We start from the raw sequence: 14,027 nt of genomic DNA, 5'->3' as shown, positions 1-14,027 counted from the left end.
ATCGCAAGGGCGGCGGAGAACGGAGTCCCGCCGCCCCTGTGGCCCGCTGCCCGGTACGGGCTACGCGTCGCCGCCCGCCGCGCCCGGGTGCGCCGCCGTGACGTCCAGCAGCTGGTAACGGTCGATGGCCTGCTTGAGCACCGAGCGGTCGAGCTTGCCCTCGCGGGCCAGTTCGGTCAGCACCGCGACCACGATCGTCTGCGCGTCGATGTGGAAGAAGCGGCGCGCCGCGCCCCGCGTGTCGGCGAAGCCGAAACCGTCGGCGCCCAGCGACTGGTACGTGCCCGGCACCCAGCGCGCGATCTGGTCCGGAACTGATCGCATCCAGTCGGACACGGCCACGAACGGACCCTCGGCGTCGCTCAGCTTCCGCGTCACCCACGGCACCCGCTGCTCCTCCTCCGGGTGCAGCAGGTTGTGCTCCTCACAGGCCACGGCCTCGCGCCGCAGTTCGTTCCAGGAGGTGGCGGACCAGACGTCGGCCTTCACGTTCCAGTCCTCGGCGAGGATCTTCTGGGCCTCCATGGCCCACGGGACCGCCACGCCCGACGCCATGACCTGCGCCGGGACCGTGCCCGCCGTGCCCGCGCTGATCCGGTGGACGCCCCTGAGGATGCCCTCGACGTCCACGTCGGCCGGCTCGGCCGGGTGCTGGATCGGCTCGTTGTAGACGGTCAGGTAGTAGAAGACGTCCTCGCCGTGCGGGTGCTCGGCGTCACCGCCGTACATGCGGCGCAGGCCGTCCTGGACGATGTGGGCGATCTCGTACGAGTACGCCGGGTCGTAGGCCACGCACGCCGGGTTCGTCGAGGCGAGCAGCTGGGAGTGGCCGTCGGCGTGCTGGAGGCCCTCACCGGTCAGGGTCGTACGGCCGGCGGTCGCGCCCAGGACGAAGCCGCGCGCCAGCTGGTCGGCCATCTGCCAGAACTGGTCACCGGTGCGCTGGAAACCGAACATCGAGTAGAAGACGTAGACCGGGATGAGCGGCTGGCCGTGGGTCGCGTAGGCGGAGCCCGCGGCGATGAGGGAGGCCGTGCAGCCGGCCTCCGAGATGCCGTCGTGCAGCATCTGGCCGGTCGGGGACTCCTTGTAGGCGAGCAGCAGGTCGCGGTCGACCGCCTCGTACTGCTGGCCGAGCGGGTTGTAGATCTTCGCGCTCGGGAAGAAGGAGTCCATGCCGAAGGTGCGGTACTCGTCCGGCGCGATCAGCACGAAGCGGCGGCCGAGCTCCTTGTCCCGCATGAGGTCCTTGAGGAGCCGGACAAAGGCCATGGTGGTCGCGATGGACTGCTGGCCGGTGCCCTTCTTCACGGTCGCGTACGTCTTGTCGTCCGGAAGGGCGAGCGGCTGGGAGCGTACGACGCGGGTCGGCACGTAGCCGCCGAGGCCCTTGCGCCGGTCGTGCATGTACTGGATCTCCTCCGAGTTCCGGCCCGGGTGGTAGTACGGCGGCAGGCCGGACTCCAGCTCCTTGTCGGAGATCGGCAGGTGCAGGCGGTCCCGGAAGCCCTTGAGGTCGGCGACCGTCAGCTTCTTCATCTGGTGCGTGGCGTTGCGGCCCTCGAAGTTCGGGCCCAGCGTCCAGCCCTTGATCGTCTTGGCCAGGATGACCGTCGGCTGGCCCCGGTGCTCCGTGGCCGCCTTGAACGCCGCGTAGATCTTGCGGTGGTCGTGGCCGCCGCGGCCCAGGTGCAGGATCTGGTCGTCGGTCATGTTCTCGACCATCGCGCGCAGCCGCTGGTCGTCGCCGAAGAAGTGGTCTCGGATGTACGCGCCCGACTCGGTGGCGTAGGTCTGGAACTGCCCGTCCGGGGTCGTGTTCATCTTGTTGACGAGCACGCCGTCGCGGTCCTGGGCGAGCAGCGGGTCCCAGGTGCGGTCCCAGACCAGCTTGATCACGTTCCAGCCGGCGCCGCGGAAGACCGACTCCAGCTCCTGGATGATCTTGCCGTTGCCGCGCACCGGGCCGTCGAGGCGCTGCAGGTTGCAGTTGACGACGAAGGTCAGGTTGTCCAGGCCCTCGCGGGCGGCGATGGACAGCTGGCCGAGCGACTCCGGCTCGTCCATCTCGCCGTCGCCGAGGAACGCCCAGACGTGCGACTTCGACGTGTCGGCGATCCCGCGCGCGTGCATGTAGCGGTTCATCCGCGCCTGGTAGATCGCGCCGATCGGGCCGAGGCCCATCGACACCGTCGGGAACTCCCAGAAGTCCGGCATGGAGCGCGGGTGCGGGTAGCTGGAGAGGCCGTCCGGGTACTTCGACTTCTCCTGGCGGAAGCCGTCCAGCTGGGCTTCGCTGAGCCGGTCGAGCAGGAACGCGCGGGCGTAGATGCCGGGGGAGGCGTGGCCCTGGAAGAAGACCTGGTCGCCGCCGAGACCGTCGTCCTTGCCACGGAAGAAGTGGTTGAAGCCGACGTCGTAGAGGGATGCCGAGGACGCGAAGGTGGCGATGTGGCCGCCGACACCGATGCCCGGGCGCTGGGCGCGGGAGACCATCACCGCGGCGTTCCAGCGGGTCGCGTTGAGGACCTTGCGTTCGATCTCCTCGTTGCCCGGGAAGAACGGCTCGGCCCGGGTCGGGATCGTGTTGACGTAGTCCGTGCTGCGCATCTCGGGCACCGCCACGCGCCGCTCGCGGGCGCGCTCGATCAGGCGGAGCATCAGATAGCGGGCCCGCTCGCGGCCGCGCTCGTCCACGGCGGCGTCGAGCGAGTCGAGCCACTCCTGGGTTTCCTCGGGATCGAAGTCAGGAACCTGACTCGGAAGGCCGCCAATGATGATCGGGTTGCGATCGGATCCGGAAGCCACGCTGTTCCTTACCTGTCAGAGGGCCACTGATTCCCTGTTTTTCCCTGTTTTCCCTGCGCCTTGCCTGCACCGCTGTCCATCGTCCACCCCGGGGCAGCACACGTCATCTCTACCGCGAGGTAACTCGGGACCGGCCAAAACGCAACGATACGCCCGGGGTGTGACGCGCTTTGCAAACTCGTTCGACCGTCGTATGTGAGGATGATTCCGAAAGGTGTATTGCGGGCAAAAGGGAGTGGTGTGTGTCACAGTCGTTCGCGATACGGTGCCGGGAGTTGCGGCGACACGGCCGGGATCGTCACCGTTTCGGCGGTCTGAACGGCCGGGTACTTGCGCGATCCGCCCCGCCCGTGTGGACTACGGCCAATGCTTCGCGCACGCGCGTGGCTGAGTTCATCAACAAGACATGATCAGGAGGCAACCCGTGAGCGCGACCGCGGACCACGCGGAGGAGCGGACCACCCCTGCCGTCAGGCTGGGGTTCCAGCCAGACCAGGTGGTCCAGGAGATCGGCTACGACGACGACGTCGACCAGGAGCTCCGCGAGTCCATTGAAGAGACCATCGGCAACGAGCTGATGGACGAGGACTACGACGACGTGGCCGACGCCGTGGTGCTCTGGTTCCGTGAAGATGACGGCGACCTGACGGACGCGCTGGTCGATGCCCTCGGCTTCCTCGAAGAGGGCGGCTCGATCCTGCTGCTGACCCCGAAGACCGGCCGCGACGGCTACGTCGAGCCGAGCGACATCGGCGAGGCCGTGACGACCGCCGGCCTCTCGCAGACCAAGAGCGTCAGCGTCGGCAAGGACTGGAACGGAAGCCGGCTGAACACGCCGAAGGCCGCCGCCAAGAAGCGCTGAGCCCCGCCGGTGGACGGACCGCACGCCGGTCCGTCCACCGGCCTGCCGTGATCGCCGCGCGGGGGCCGCCGCATAGGGTGTTCTCACCCGAACAGCCCCTGACGATGGGATGCACGACGATGGCGATCCAGGTCGGCGACAAGGCACCCGACTTCGAGCTCAAGGACAACCACGGCCGGACCGTGAAGCTGTCCGACTTCCGTGGCGAGAAGAACGTGGTGCTGCTCTTCTACCCGTTCGCCTTCACCGGCGTGTGCACGGGCGAGCTGTGCGAGCTGCGCGACAACCTGCCGAGGTTCGAGGACCGCGACACCCAGCTGCTGGCCGTCTCCAACGACTCCATCCACACCCTGCGTGTCTTCGCCGAGCAGGAGGGGCTGGAGTACCCGCTGCTGAGCGACTTCTGGCCGCACGGCGAGACCTCCCGGGCCTACGGCGTCTTCGACGAGGCCAAGGGGTGCGCCGTCCGCGGCACCTTCGTCATCGACAGGGAGGGTGTCGTGCGGTGGACCGTGGTCAACGGACTGCCGGACGCCCGTGACCTGAACGACTACGTGACGGCGCTCGACGCGCTGTGACCCCCCTCGCCGGTCCCCTAGGGGGCGAAGAGGTCGACACCCCGTGATTCTTCGGGGTCCAGGGCCTGCGTGCGGCGGGAACCCGTCACTAGGATCGAGTCGTTGATCCGGTATCCGAAGCACGACGGGGGCTCCCCGCCCCTTGACACACATGGGAGGACTCGTGGGAGTCAGCCTCAGCAAGGGCGGCAACGTATCGCTGACGAAGGAGGCCCCCGGCCTGACCGCGGTCCTCGTCGGTCTGGGCTGGGACGTCCGGACCACCACCGGCACCGACTTCGACCTGGACGCCAGCGCACTCCTGCTGAACTCGGCGGGCAAGGTCGCCAGTGACCAGAACTTCGTCTTCTTCAACAACCTCAAGAGCCCCGACGGCTCGGTCGAGCACACCGGCGACAACCTCACCGGCGAGGGCGAGGGCGACGACGAGGTGATCAAGGTCAACCTGGCCACGGTCCCCGCCGACGTCGACAAGATCGTCTTCCCGGTGTCGATCTACGACGCCGACAACCGCCAGCAGTCCTTCGGCCAGGTGCGCAACGCGTTCATCCGCGTGGTCAACCAGGCCGGCGGCGCCGAGATCGCCCGCTACGACCTGTCCGAGGACGCCTCGACCGAGACCGCCATGGTCTTCGGCGAGCTGTACCGCAACGGCGCGGAGTGGAAGTTCCGCGCCATCGGCCAGGGCTACGCCTCCGGCCTGCGCGGCATCGCCCAGGACTTCGGCGTCAACGTCTGAGTCATGCGAACGCCCCGGGGCGTTCGAAAGTCCGCTCTGTCCGGCGCCGCACCGTTTACGGTCGGCGCCGGACGCGCAGGACAACCGGAGAAAGACCGCTAGGGGAGGACCATCACCATGGGCGTCACGCTCGCCAAGGGAGGCAATGTCTCCCTCTCGAAGGCCGCACCGAACCTCACCAACGTCATGATCGGACTGGGCTGGGACGCCCGCTCCACCACCGGCGCCCCCTTCGACCTGGACGCCAGCGCACTGCTGTGCCAGGGCGGGCGGGTCCTCGGCGACGAGTGGTTCGTCTTCTACAACCAGCTCAAGAGCCCGGAAGGCTCCGTGGAGCACACCGGCGACAACCTCACCGGTGAGGGCGAGGGCGACGACGAATCGATTCTGGTCGATCTGCCCAAGGTGCCGGCCAACTGCGACAAGATCGTGTTCCCGGTCTCGATCCACATGGCCGACGAGCGGGGCCAGACCTTCGGCCAGGTCTCCAACGCCTTCATCCGGGTCGTCAACCAGGCCGACGGCCAGGAGCTCGCCCGCTACGACCTGTCCGAGGACGCCTCCACCGAGACCGCCATGATCTTCGGCGAGCTCTACCGCTACCAGAACGAGTGGAAGTTCCGGGCTGTCGGCCAGGGCTACGCCTCCGGGCTGCGGGGCATCGCCCTCGACTTCGGCGTGAACGTCTCATAGGACCTTCACAGCCGGATGTGGGGGCCGACCGAGCCGTAGGACACCGGTGCCCTCTAGACTTCGTGGTCAACAGTGAGTAAAGCCGAGTACGGCGCGCGCGAGACCCGTACATACACGATTGGGTAGCCAGTGCTTCTGAAAACCTTCGGCTGGTCGTTCGCGATCACCGCGCTCGGCCTGGTCGCCGCCGTCTTCTACGGGGGGTGGGAGGCCTTCGGTATCGTGGCCATCCTCGCCGTCCTTGAGATCTCCCTGTCCTTCGACAACGCGGTCGTCAACGCCGGAATCCTGAAGAAGATGAACGCCTTCTGGCAGAAGATCTTCCTCACCGTCGGCGTCCTCATCGCGGTCTTCGGCATGCGGCTGGTCTTCCCCGTCGTCATCGTCGCGATCACCGCCAAGATGGGCCCCATCGAGGCCGTCGACCTCGCGCTCAACAACAAGGACCGCTACCAGCAGCTGGTGACCGACGCCCACCCGGCGATCGCCGCCTTCGGTGGCATGTTCCTCCTGATGATCTTCCTCGACTTCATCTTCGAGGACCGGGACATCCAGTGGCTGCGCTGGATCGAACGCCCCCTCGCCAAGCTCGGCAAGGTCGACATGCTGGCGGTCTGCATCGCCCTGATCGTCCTGCTGATCACCTCCTTCACCTTCGCCGCCCACGCCCACCAGCACGGCGGCGGTCACGCCGACAAGGCGCAGACAGTCCTGATCGCCGGTATCGCCGGCCTGATCACATACATGATCGTCGGCGGTCTCTCCGGGTTCTTCGAGGACCGGCTGGAGGCCGCGGAGGAGCGCGAGCACGAGGAGGAGGAAGAGGCCGAGCGCACCGGCAAGAAGAAGTCGGCGGTCCTGCTGGCCGGCCAGGCCGCGTTCTTCATGTTCCTCTACCTGGAGGTCCTGGACGCGTCCTTCTCCTTCGACGGAGTGATCGGCGCCTTCGCCATCACCAACGACATCGTGCTGATGGCCCTCGGCCTCGGCATCGGCGCCATGTACGTCCGTTCGCTCACCGTGTACCTGGTCCGCCAGGGCACCCTGGACGACTACGTCTACCTGGAGCACGGCGCCCACTATGCGATCGGCGCGCTGGCCGTGATCCTGATGGTCACCATCCAGTACGAGATCAACGAGGTCATCACCGGTCTCGTCGGCGTCGTCCTGATCGGCTGGTCGTTCTGGTCCTCCGTGCGGCGCAACCAGCGGCTGGCGGCGGCCGAGGGAAAAGCGGGGTCGGACGAGAAGGCTGAGGTCTCGTCCGGGGTCTGAACCGGCTCGCCGGACCGAAAACGGAGGGTGTGACGCCCTCCACGGCGAGGAACGCTCTGATGGGGGCGGCCGACCGGTCGGCCGCCCCCAGGCGTCGTGCAGGAGCTACTGGGGGCGGGAATGGGTTTCTTCGACGGGCTGCTGGGCGGAAGGGCGGCCGAGTTCGACTCGGGCAGCGCCGCGTCCAACTCCATCGAGCTCACCAAGCGGCACCAGCAGGTGTCCCTCACCAAGCAGGGCGCGGCCACCGGCAACCTGCGGATCAACCTCAGCTGGCGGATGCGGACGTCCGACTTCGACGGCGAACAGCGCACGAGTCTGCTGCGGCACCCCTTCAAGGCGCTCAGGCCGCCGGAGGTGATCGGGCACGGGCAGAGCATGGTCAACGTCGACCTCGACCTCGGGGCGCTGTACGAGCTGGCCGACGGGACGAAGGGCGTCGTCCAGCCGCTCGGCGGCCTGCTCGGGGACGTGAACGCACCGCCGTACGTCAAGCTCAGCGGCGACGACCGGTTCGGGTCGGCGTCCGGCGAGACGATGTACGTCAACCTCGATCACCGGGACGACATCAAGCGGCTGCTGGTGTTCGTGTACATCTACGACCAGACGCCGGCGTTCGACCGCACCCACGCGATCGTCACGCTGTACCCGAGCAACGGCCCGCGCATCGAGATAGGCCTCGACGAACGGCATCCGCAGGCCCGGTCGTGTGCGGTGGTGATGATCGAGAACGTGAAGGGGGAGCTGGTCGTGCGGCGCGAGGTGAAGTTCGTGTACGGGTTCCAGGGGGAGCTGGACCGGTTGTACGGGTGGGGGCTGCAGTGGGGGCGGGGTTACAAGACGGTGGAGCGGTAGTTCGCCCACCGGGGTGGGGTGCGTGGTTGCGTTTGCGGGTGCGGCGCCGTCGTGGTTGCTCGCGCCCACACGGCGGAGCCGCACATCGATACGGCCTCCCGCCCCTGGGTGGGTCGCCCTCAGCGCCCGATGAATTGCGGGCCCTGCGGAGGCAGCCGGAAATCGGGGTTGGGAAGGGTCGCCACCGGGATCGGCGCCGGAGGGGGATAGCCGTAGCCTGACTGCGGCGGCTGTTGCTGGGTGTAGGCGGGCTGGGGATAACCGTAGGTCGACGGCTGGGGGTAGCCGTATGCCGGGGCCGGCTGGGTGGGTACCGATGTCGGCTGCTCGGGCGGGAGGGGCATGGAGGGCGACGGTTCCTCCAACGGTTCCGTCTCGTCCACCGAGATGCCGAAGTCCGTGGCCAGGCCCTTCAGGCCGTTGCTGTAGCCCTCGCCGAGCGCGCGGAACTTCCAGCCCTCGCCCCTGCGGTACAGCTCGCCGCAGATCAGGGCCGTCTCGGCGCCGGTCTCCGGCTTGATGTCGAAGTGGGCGAGCGCCTCGTCGTCGGGCGCCGCGGCGTCGTACAGCAGGATGCGTAGGGCGGGTACGTGTTCGAACGGGACCCCGTCCGCCGATGCCACCAGGAGGATTCGGCCGACGTTGGGCTCGACACCGGGGAGCTCTGTCTGGATCGTGTCGGTGAGGCCCTCGGCCACCCGCTTCTTGCCGAGCCGCCACACCTTCCCGGAAGGGTGCCGGGGCTGGTTGTAGAAGACGAAGTCCTCGTCGGAGCGCACACGTCCGTCGGGGCCGAGGAGCAGCGCCGAGGCGTCGACGTCGGGGACTCCCTGCCCGGGCGTCCAGCGCAGCACGGCCCGGACCGTGGTGGCTTCCAGCGGGACGTTCGATCCCTTCAGCATCGCGTGCGTCATGCGGTCATCCTGCCCTCTCGGTCCTGGTCACGACAACGCGGGGGGCACCGCGACCGACACAGGCGGGTTACCTGAAATTCATGCCCGGCGGGGAACCCCGACATGGCTTTGTACGTACTATTACCGGCCACCCTTTACCAATTTCACAGGATCGGCCCACGCCACGGGGGAGTTCTATGCGTCATTTCGGGCACATCGCACCTGAGGTGCGGCAGCGCCTGTTCCATCAGGAGCCGTGCGAGTTCACCGCCGACTCCCCGGCCCGGCTGCTCTCCGCGGCCCTGGGCGCCACGCTGTACAGCCCGGCCACCCGGCCGCGGCTCGCCGACGACATCGTCAAGCAGGCGGGCCTCGGCGTGGTCTCGATGGTGCTGTGCCTGGAGGACTCCATCGGCGACGAGGACGTGGTGGCCGGCGAGGAGAACCTCGTCCGGCAGTTCGCCGAGCTGGCCGAGCGGGAGCGGGCGGGCGTGGAGCTGCCGCTGCTCTTCATCCGGGTGCGGGAGCCCGAGCAGATCTCCGACCTGGTACGACGGCTCGGCGCGAGCGTGTCGCTGCTGTCCGGATTCGTGTTCCCGAAGTTCACCGAGGAGCGCGGCATCCCCTTCCTGCAGGCCCTGGACGGCGCCGCGCTGTACAGCGGGCGCCGGCTGTTCGGGATGCCGGTGCTTGAGACCCCCGAGCTGATGTACCGGGAGACGCGGGTGGACGCCCTGGAGGGCATCGCCCGCGCCGTCGACAAGTACCGCGACAAGGTGCTGGCGCTGCGCCTGGGCGTGACCGACTTCTGCTCGTCCTACGGGCTGCGGCGGGCCCCCGACATGACCGCCTACGACGTGCAGATCATCGCCTCCGTCATCGCCGACGTGGTGAACATGCTGGGCCGGGCCGACGGCACCGGGTTCACGGTGACCGGCCCGGTGTGGGAGTACTTCCGGGTTCCCGAGCGCATGTTCAAGCCGATGCTGCGCTCCAGCCCCTTCCTGGCGGAGCAGGCCGTGGAACTGCGCGACCGGCTCATCGAGCACGCCATGGACGGCCTGCTGAGAGAGATCTCCCTCGACCAGGCCAACGGACTGCTCGGCAAGACCTGCATCCACCCGTCCCACGTCATCCCCGTGCACGCGCTGTCCGTCGTCAGTCACGAGGAGTTCTCCGACGCCCAGGACATCCTGCGGCCGGAACGAGGCGGCGGGGGTGTACTTCGCTCGGCCTACACGAACAAGATGAACGAGGTGAAGCCGCACCGCGCCTGGGCCGAGCGGACCATGCTCCGCGCCGAGGTGTTCGGCGTGGCCAACGAGGACGTCGGCTTCGTGGAGCTGCTCGCCGCCGGGATACCGGCTTGACGGGCACCAGGGGACGACACAGGGAACCCATGAACATCGCAGCGAACAACGGGGTCTGGTCCGGCAGCTGGGTCGCCGAGCGGCTCGGCGTCGAACTCGTGGGAGACGACGGCCTGCCGGCCCTCCTCGGCCTCGCCCTGCGCCGCAACCCGAAGCGGGCCCACCTGCTGGTCTCCAACGTGCTCGGCAAGCACGTACCGCAGTCGCCCTCCGTGGTCTACGGGCACGGCTTCGCCCTCGGCCGGCGGGTACGGGACCTGCTCGGCGAGGGGGAGGCCGGGCAGGCGGTCGTCCTGGGCTACGCCGAGACGGCCACGGGCCTCGGCCACTCGGTGGCCGACGGCATCGGCCTCGCCCCCTACCTCCACTCCACGCGCCGCCCGGTGGCGGGGGTGGCCCCTGCGGGCGGCTTCGAGGAGTCCCACTCCCACGCCACGTCGCATCTGCTGCTGCCGGAGGACCGCGCGCTGCTCGCCGCCGACGGCCCGCTGGTCCTGGTCGACGACGAGTTCTCCACCGGCAACACCGTCCTGAACACGATCCGGGACCTGCACGCCCGTTATCCGCGGAAACGTTACGTCGTGGTGGCTCTGGTGGATATGCGCTCGGCGGCGGACGCGGGTCGCCTGGCGGCGTTCGCCGAGGAGATCGGCGCGCGGGTGGACCTGGTGGCGGCGGCGTCGGGGACGGTGTTCCTACCGGAGGGAGTGCTGGAAAAGGGCCAGGAGCTGGTGGCGCGGTACGAAGGGGGTGCCCCGACGGGTGACGGGTCGAGTGCGGCGCCGTCGGGGCTGGCCGCGCAGTTCCCCGCGCCCCTGGGGGGTTCAGGGCAACCCCCTCAAGGGGCGCGGGGAACTGCGCGATCAACCGCCACCCACCCGCAGACAACCGACAACCGCGCCACCCCCCACATCACCCGCGTCGACCTGCACTGGCCCCCCGGCCTCCCCGACGGCGGGCGGCACGGCTTCACCCCGGCCCACCGGATACGCCTGGAGTCGGCCCTCCCCCTCATCGCCGCGAGGCTCGCCGAAGCCCTTCCGGAAGACGCCCGCCGCGTGCTGACGCTCGGCTTCGAGGAGCTGATGTACACCCCCCTCCGCGTCGCCCGCGAACTGGAGGCCCTGGTCGCCGCCGAGGTGCGGTACTCCACCACCACCCGCTCACCCGTCCTGGCCGTCGACGACCCCGGCTACGCCATCCGCAGCCGCCTCGTCTTCCCGGCCCACGACAACCCCGCCGACGGCCCCGGCGAGCGCTACGCGTACAACGTGGCCGGCGCCGGCTTCGACGCCGTCGTCCTGTTCGTCGACTCCACCGGTGACACCCCCGAACTGCGCGCCCCGGACGGCCTGCTGGCCCGGCTCGGCGCGCATGTCCCGCACGTCCTGCTGGCGGTTGTACCGTCGTACGTCCCCGCGCTGACCGAAGAGAGCCCCGCCATGCTGCCCGAGCCCCTCCGCGGCCCCGCCTTCTCCTCGTACCCGGCGGAGGACGTCGGCTGGCTGCTCCAGGACCTCTCGGACGTCACGCTGGAGGCGCCGACCGAGGAGCGCGAGGAGGCGATCCAGAGCGGCGGCGCGCACTACGCCGAGTCGCTGCCGGTGGAGTACCAGCCCAGCGAGCATTACCAGGCCCTCTTCCACGCGGCCCTGGAGACCTCCGCGGCGCGGCTCGCGGAGGCGGTCGGGGTGGTCACCGAGACCGTGCTGGCCGAACGGTCGCCGCGGCCGGTGCTGGTGTCGCTGGCGCGGGCCGGCACCCCGGTGGGCGTGCTGATGCGCCGCTGGGCGCGGTACCGGTACGGCCTCGACCTGCCGCACTACGCCGTCTCGATCGTGCGCGGCCGTGGCATCGACGCGAACGCGCTGCGCTGGCTGGCCGCCCACCACGACCCGCGGGACGTGGTGTTCGTGGACGGGTGGACGGGGAAGGGCGCGATCACCCGGGAACTGGCCGACGCCGTCGAGGAGTTCGAGGAGCGGGCGGGCGTCTTCGGGTTCGACCCGGAGATCGCGGTGCTGGCCGACCCCGGGTCGTGCGTGCGCACGTACGGCACCCGGGAGGACTTCCTGATCCCCTCCGCATGCCTGAACTCGACCGTCTCCGGGCTCGTCTCGCGGACCGTGCTGCGGGCCGACCTGGTGGGGCCGGACGATTTCCACGGCGCGAAGTTCTACCGCGAGCTGGCCGGGGCCGATGTGTCGGTGGCCTTCCTCGACGCGGTCGCGGCGCGGTTCGCGGAGGTCGTGGACGCGGTGGACGCGGCCGTGAAGGAGCTGGCCGTAGCCGACCGGACGCCGACCTGGGAGGGCTGGGCTGCCGTGGAGCGGATCAGCGAGGAGTACGGCATCCACGACGTGAACCTCGTCAAGCCGGGCGTCGGCGAGACCACCCGGGTGCTGCTGCGCCGGGTGCCCTGGAAGATCCTGGCGCGGGCCGGGGCGGGCGCCGACCTGGACCATGTGCGGCTCCTTGCGGAGCAGAGAGGGGTACCGGTGGAGGAGGTCGGCGAACTGCCGTACACCTGTGTCGGGCTGATCCACCCCAGGTACACGCGCGGGGCGACCGGCGCCGACGGCAGGGCGGTGAACGTCTGATGGCGGTGCTGGTGGCGAGCGACCTCGACCGCACGCTCATCTACTCCTCGGCGGCCCTGGCGCTGACCATGCCGGACGCGCGGGCGCCCCGGCTGCTCTCCGTCGAGGTGCACGAGGCCAGGCCGCTGTCGTACATGACGGAGACGGCCGCGCAGCTGCTGACCGAGCTGGGGGACGCGGCCGTCTTCGTGCCGACGACCACGCGGACCCGTAAGCAGTACGAGCGGATCAACCTGCCGGGGCCCGCGCCGAGGTACGCCATCTGTGCCAACGGCGGGCATCTGCTGGTCGACGGGGTGTCCGACGGGGACTGGCACCGGCGGGTGCTGGCGCGGCTCGCCGACGAGTGCGCCCCGCTGGCGGAGGTGCGGGCGTATCTGGCGGAGCAGGCCGACCCGCTGTGGCTGCGCAAGCACCGGGTCGCCGAGGACCTGTTCGCCTACCTGGTCGTGGAGCGGGAGCTGCTGCCCGAGGAGTGGGTGAAGAGCCTCGCCGTGTGGGCGGACAACCGCGGCTGGACGGTGTCGTTGCAGGGACGGAAGATCTACGCGGTGCCGAAGCCGCTGACCAAGAGCGCGGCCATGCGGGAGGTGGCGCGCAGGACCGGGGCCGAACTGACGCTGGCCGCCGGTGACTCGCTGCTCGACGCCGACCTGTTGCTGGCCGCGGACCGTGGCTGGCGGCCGGGGCACGGGGAGTTGGCCGAGGCCGGGTGGACCGGGCCGGCCATCGGCGCGTTGCCGGAGCGAGGGGTGCTCGCCGGTGAGCGAATTCTCCGGGAATTCCTGAGGACGGTCCGTACGGGGGCTTAGCCGCAGCAACCGCCGCCGCAGCAGCCCCCACCGGAGCCGGCGGGGGTGGCGGAGCCGGCGGCGGACGCGGACGCCGTACCTCCCACCGCCACCGTCGACAAGAGCTTTACCGTATCTTGATGCCCCTCCGGGCATGCTGCCGGAGCCGATGACTCGGCCATGGGGCGGGACAGTTCGAAGGTGTCGCCGCAGGTGCGGCAGCGGTACTCGTAGCGGGGCATGAGGGACAGGCTAGCGGCAGTGATACGGGAGTGATGGGCATCACTGCACCTCAGAATTTCATGAGTCTTCCTTTCTGTCCGATACTTGTGCGGAGATATTGAAAAGATCGCTGATAATTTGAGCTGGCCGCGAGGAGCCGAAAGACCGGGGGAAGAGGGGGCTCGTAGCGCCGCGCCCGCCGTGGCCCTGCCACCCGTCGTGTCTAACCGCGCGCGCAAGACCGAGTGCGAGGGGAGACGCAGTCGTGACGGACGCAACGGAGCGGACGGGCGACCCGGAGGATGGCCGTGACCGGGCCAAATCCCGGGATCGGAAGCCGT

General features: G+C 69.4%; 12 protein-coding genes. 9 read left to right on the top strand and 3 right to left on the bottom strand.

The features are described 5' to 3' along the window. Positions 1 to 60: 60 nt before the first annotated feature. Complete coding sequence (gene aceE, locus OHB00_RS16285; RefSeq protein ID WP_406435538.1) at positions 61 to 2,808, bottom strand: pyruvate dehydrogenase (acetyl-transferring), homodimeric type; 2,748 nt, start codon at positions 2,806 to 2,808, stop codon at positions 61 to 63. Positions 2,809 to 3,232: 424 nt separating this feature from the next. Between aceE and OHB00_RS16280 the strand changes: the two genes are divergently transcribed. The 6 genes from OHB00_RS16280 (at position 3,233) to OHB00_RS16255 (ending at position 7,810) form a co-directional block, all read left to right on the top strand. Further along, entirely contained in the window at positions 3,233 to 3,670 is a 438-nt protein-coding gene (locus tag OHB00_RS16280; RefSeq protein WP_207921612.1) for a DUF3052 domain-containing protein, read from the top strand. A gap of 119 nt (positions 3,671 to 3,789) precedes the next feature. Beyond that, positions 3,790 to 4,248 (top strand): peroxiredoxin, encoded by a 459-nt coding sequence (locus tag OHB00_RS16275; protein ID WP_406445810.1) that lies wholly within the window; start codon positions 3,790 to 3,792, stop codon positions 4,246 to 4,248. Positions 4,249 to 4,411: 163 nt separating this feature from the next. Then, a complete protein-coding gene (locus OHB00_RS16270; protein ID WP_093503512.1) occupies positions 4,412 to 4,987 on the top strand; it encodes a TerD family protein in 576 nt (191 codons plus the stop codon). A 117-nt stretch (positions 4,988 to 5,104) separates the two neighbouring features. Beyond that, a complete protein-coding gene (locus tag OHB00_RS16265) occupies positions 5,105 to 5,680 on the top strand; it encodes a TerD family protein (RefSeq protein WP_361296147.1) in 576 nt (191 codons plus the stop codon). 129 nt (positions 5,681 to 5,809) lie between these two features. After that, the gene (locus OHB00_RS16260) at positions 5,810 to 6,955 is read left to right on the top strand and encodes a DUF475 domain-containing protein (protein ID WP_406435535.1); all 1,146 of its coding nucleotides are present in this window, start codon (positions 5,810 to 5,812) and stop codon (positions 6,953 to 6,955) included. A 120-nt stretch (positions 6,956 to 7,075) separates the two neighbouring features. Beyond that, the gene (locus OHB00_RS16255; RefSeq protein WP_406435534.1) at positions 7,076 to 7,810 is read left to right on the top strand and encodes a Tellurium resistance; all 735 of its coding nucleotides are present in this window, start codon (positions 7,076 to 7,078) and stop codon (positions 7,808 to 7,810) included. Between the two features lie 119 nt (positions 7,811 to 7,929). Here OHB00_RS16255 and OHB00_RS16250 read toward each other — a convergent pair whose 3' ends face one another. Further along, on the bottom strand, positions 7,930 to 8,724 hold the full coding sequence (locus OHB00_RS16250; protein WP_406435532.1) for a TerD family protein: 795 nt from the start codon (positions 8,722 to 8,724) through the stop codon (positions 7,930 to 7,932). A 176-nt stretch (positions 8,725 to 8,900) separates the two neighbouring features. Here OHB00_RS16250 and OHB00_RS16245 point away from each other — a divergent pair, with 176 nt between their 5' ends. Genes OHB00_RS16245 through OHB00_RS16235 form a run of 3 tightly spaced genes read left to right on the top strand, consistent with a single transcriptional unit; the run spans position 8,901 to position 13,485 of the window. Continuing rightward, the gene (locus OHB00_RS16245) at positions 8,901 to 10,073 is read left to right on the top strand and encodes an HpcH/HpaI aldolase/citrate lyase family protein (protein WP_406435530.1); all 1,173 of its coding nucleotides are present in this window, start codon (positions 8,901 to 8,903) and stop codon (positions 10,071 to 10,073) included. A gap of 29 nt (positions 10,074 to 10,102) precedes the next feature. Further along, positions 10,103 to 12,673, top strand: coding sequence for a phosphoribosyltransferase (locus OHB00_RS16240; protein ID WP_406435528.1), 2,571 nt, complete (start codon positions 10,103 to 10,105; stop codon positions 12,671 to 12,673). After that, positions 12,673 to 13,485: an HAD family hydrolase gene (locus OHB00_RS16235; RefSeq protein WP_406435526.1), complete on the top strand. Its 813-nt coding sequence runs from the start codon at positions 12,673 to 12,675 to the stop codon at positions 13,483 to 13,485. The genes OHB00_RS16240 and OHB00_RS16235 overlap by 1 nt, the downstream gene beginning before the upstream one ends. On the opposite strand, the gene OHB00_RS16230 is transcribed toward OHB00_RS16235, so the two are convergent. Next, on the bottom strand, positions 13,482 to 13,706 hold the full coding sequence (locus OHB00_RS16230) for a zinc ribbon domain-containing protein (protein WP_406435524.1): 225 nt from the start codon (positions 13,704 to 13,706) through the stop codon (positions 13,482 to 13,484). The two genes, OHB00_RS16235 and OHB00_RS16230, sit on opposite strands and share 4 nt — an antisense overlap. Positions 13,707 to 14,027: the final 321 nt, after the last annotated feature.

Source organism: Streptomyces sp. NBC_00631 (assembly GCF_045206895.1).
GTDB lineage: Bacteria > Actinomycetota > Actinomycetes > Streptomycetales > Streptomycetaceae > Streptomyces.
This window is presented reverse-complemented; position numbering and strand designations above follow the sequence as displayed.

Coding starts and splice junctions, on each gene's coding strand:
- OHB00_RS16235 (WP_406435526.1), top strand. CDS start 12,673: ATGGCGGTGCTGGTGGCGAGCGACCTCGACCGCACGCTCATCTACTCC.
- OHB00_RS16275 (WP_406445810.1), top strand. CDS start 3,790: ATGGCGATCCAGGTCGGCGACAAGGCACCCGACTTCGAGCTCAAGGAC.
- OHB00_RS16250 (WP_406435532.1), bottom strand. CDS start 8,724: ATGACGCACGCGATGCTGAAGGGATCGAACGTCCCGCTGGAAGCCACC.
- OHB00_RS16255 (WP_406435534.1), top strand. CDS start 7,076: ATGGGTTTCTTCGACGGGCTGCTGGGCGGAAGGGCGGCCGAGTTCGAC.
- OHB00_RS16245 (WP_406435530.1), top strand. CDS start 8,901: ATGCGTCATTTCGGGCACATCGCACCTGAGGTGCGGCAGCGCCTGTTC.
- OHB00_RS16240 (WP_406435528.1), top strand. CDS start 10,103: ATGAACATCGCAGCGAACAACGGGGTCTGGTCCGGCAGCTGGGTCGCC.
- OHB00_RS16265 (WP_361296147.1), top strand. CDS start 5,105: ATGGGCGTCACGCTCGCCAAGGGAGGCAATGTCTCCCTCTCGAAGGCC.
- OHB00_RS16230 (WP_406435524.1), bottom strand. CDS start 13,706: ATGCCCCGCTACGAGTACCGCTGCCGCACCTGCGGCGACACCTTCGAA.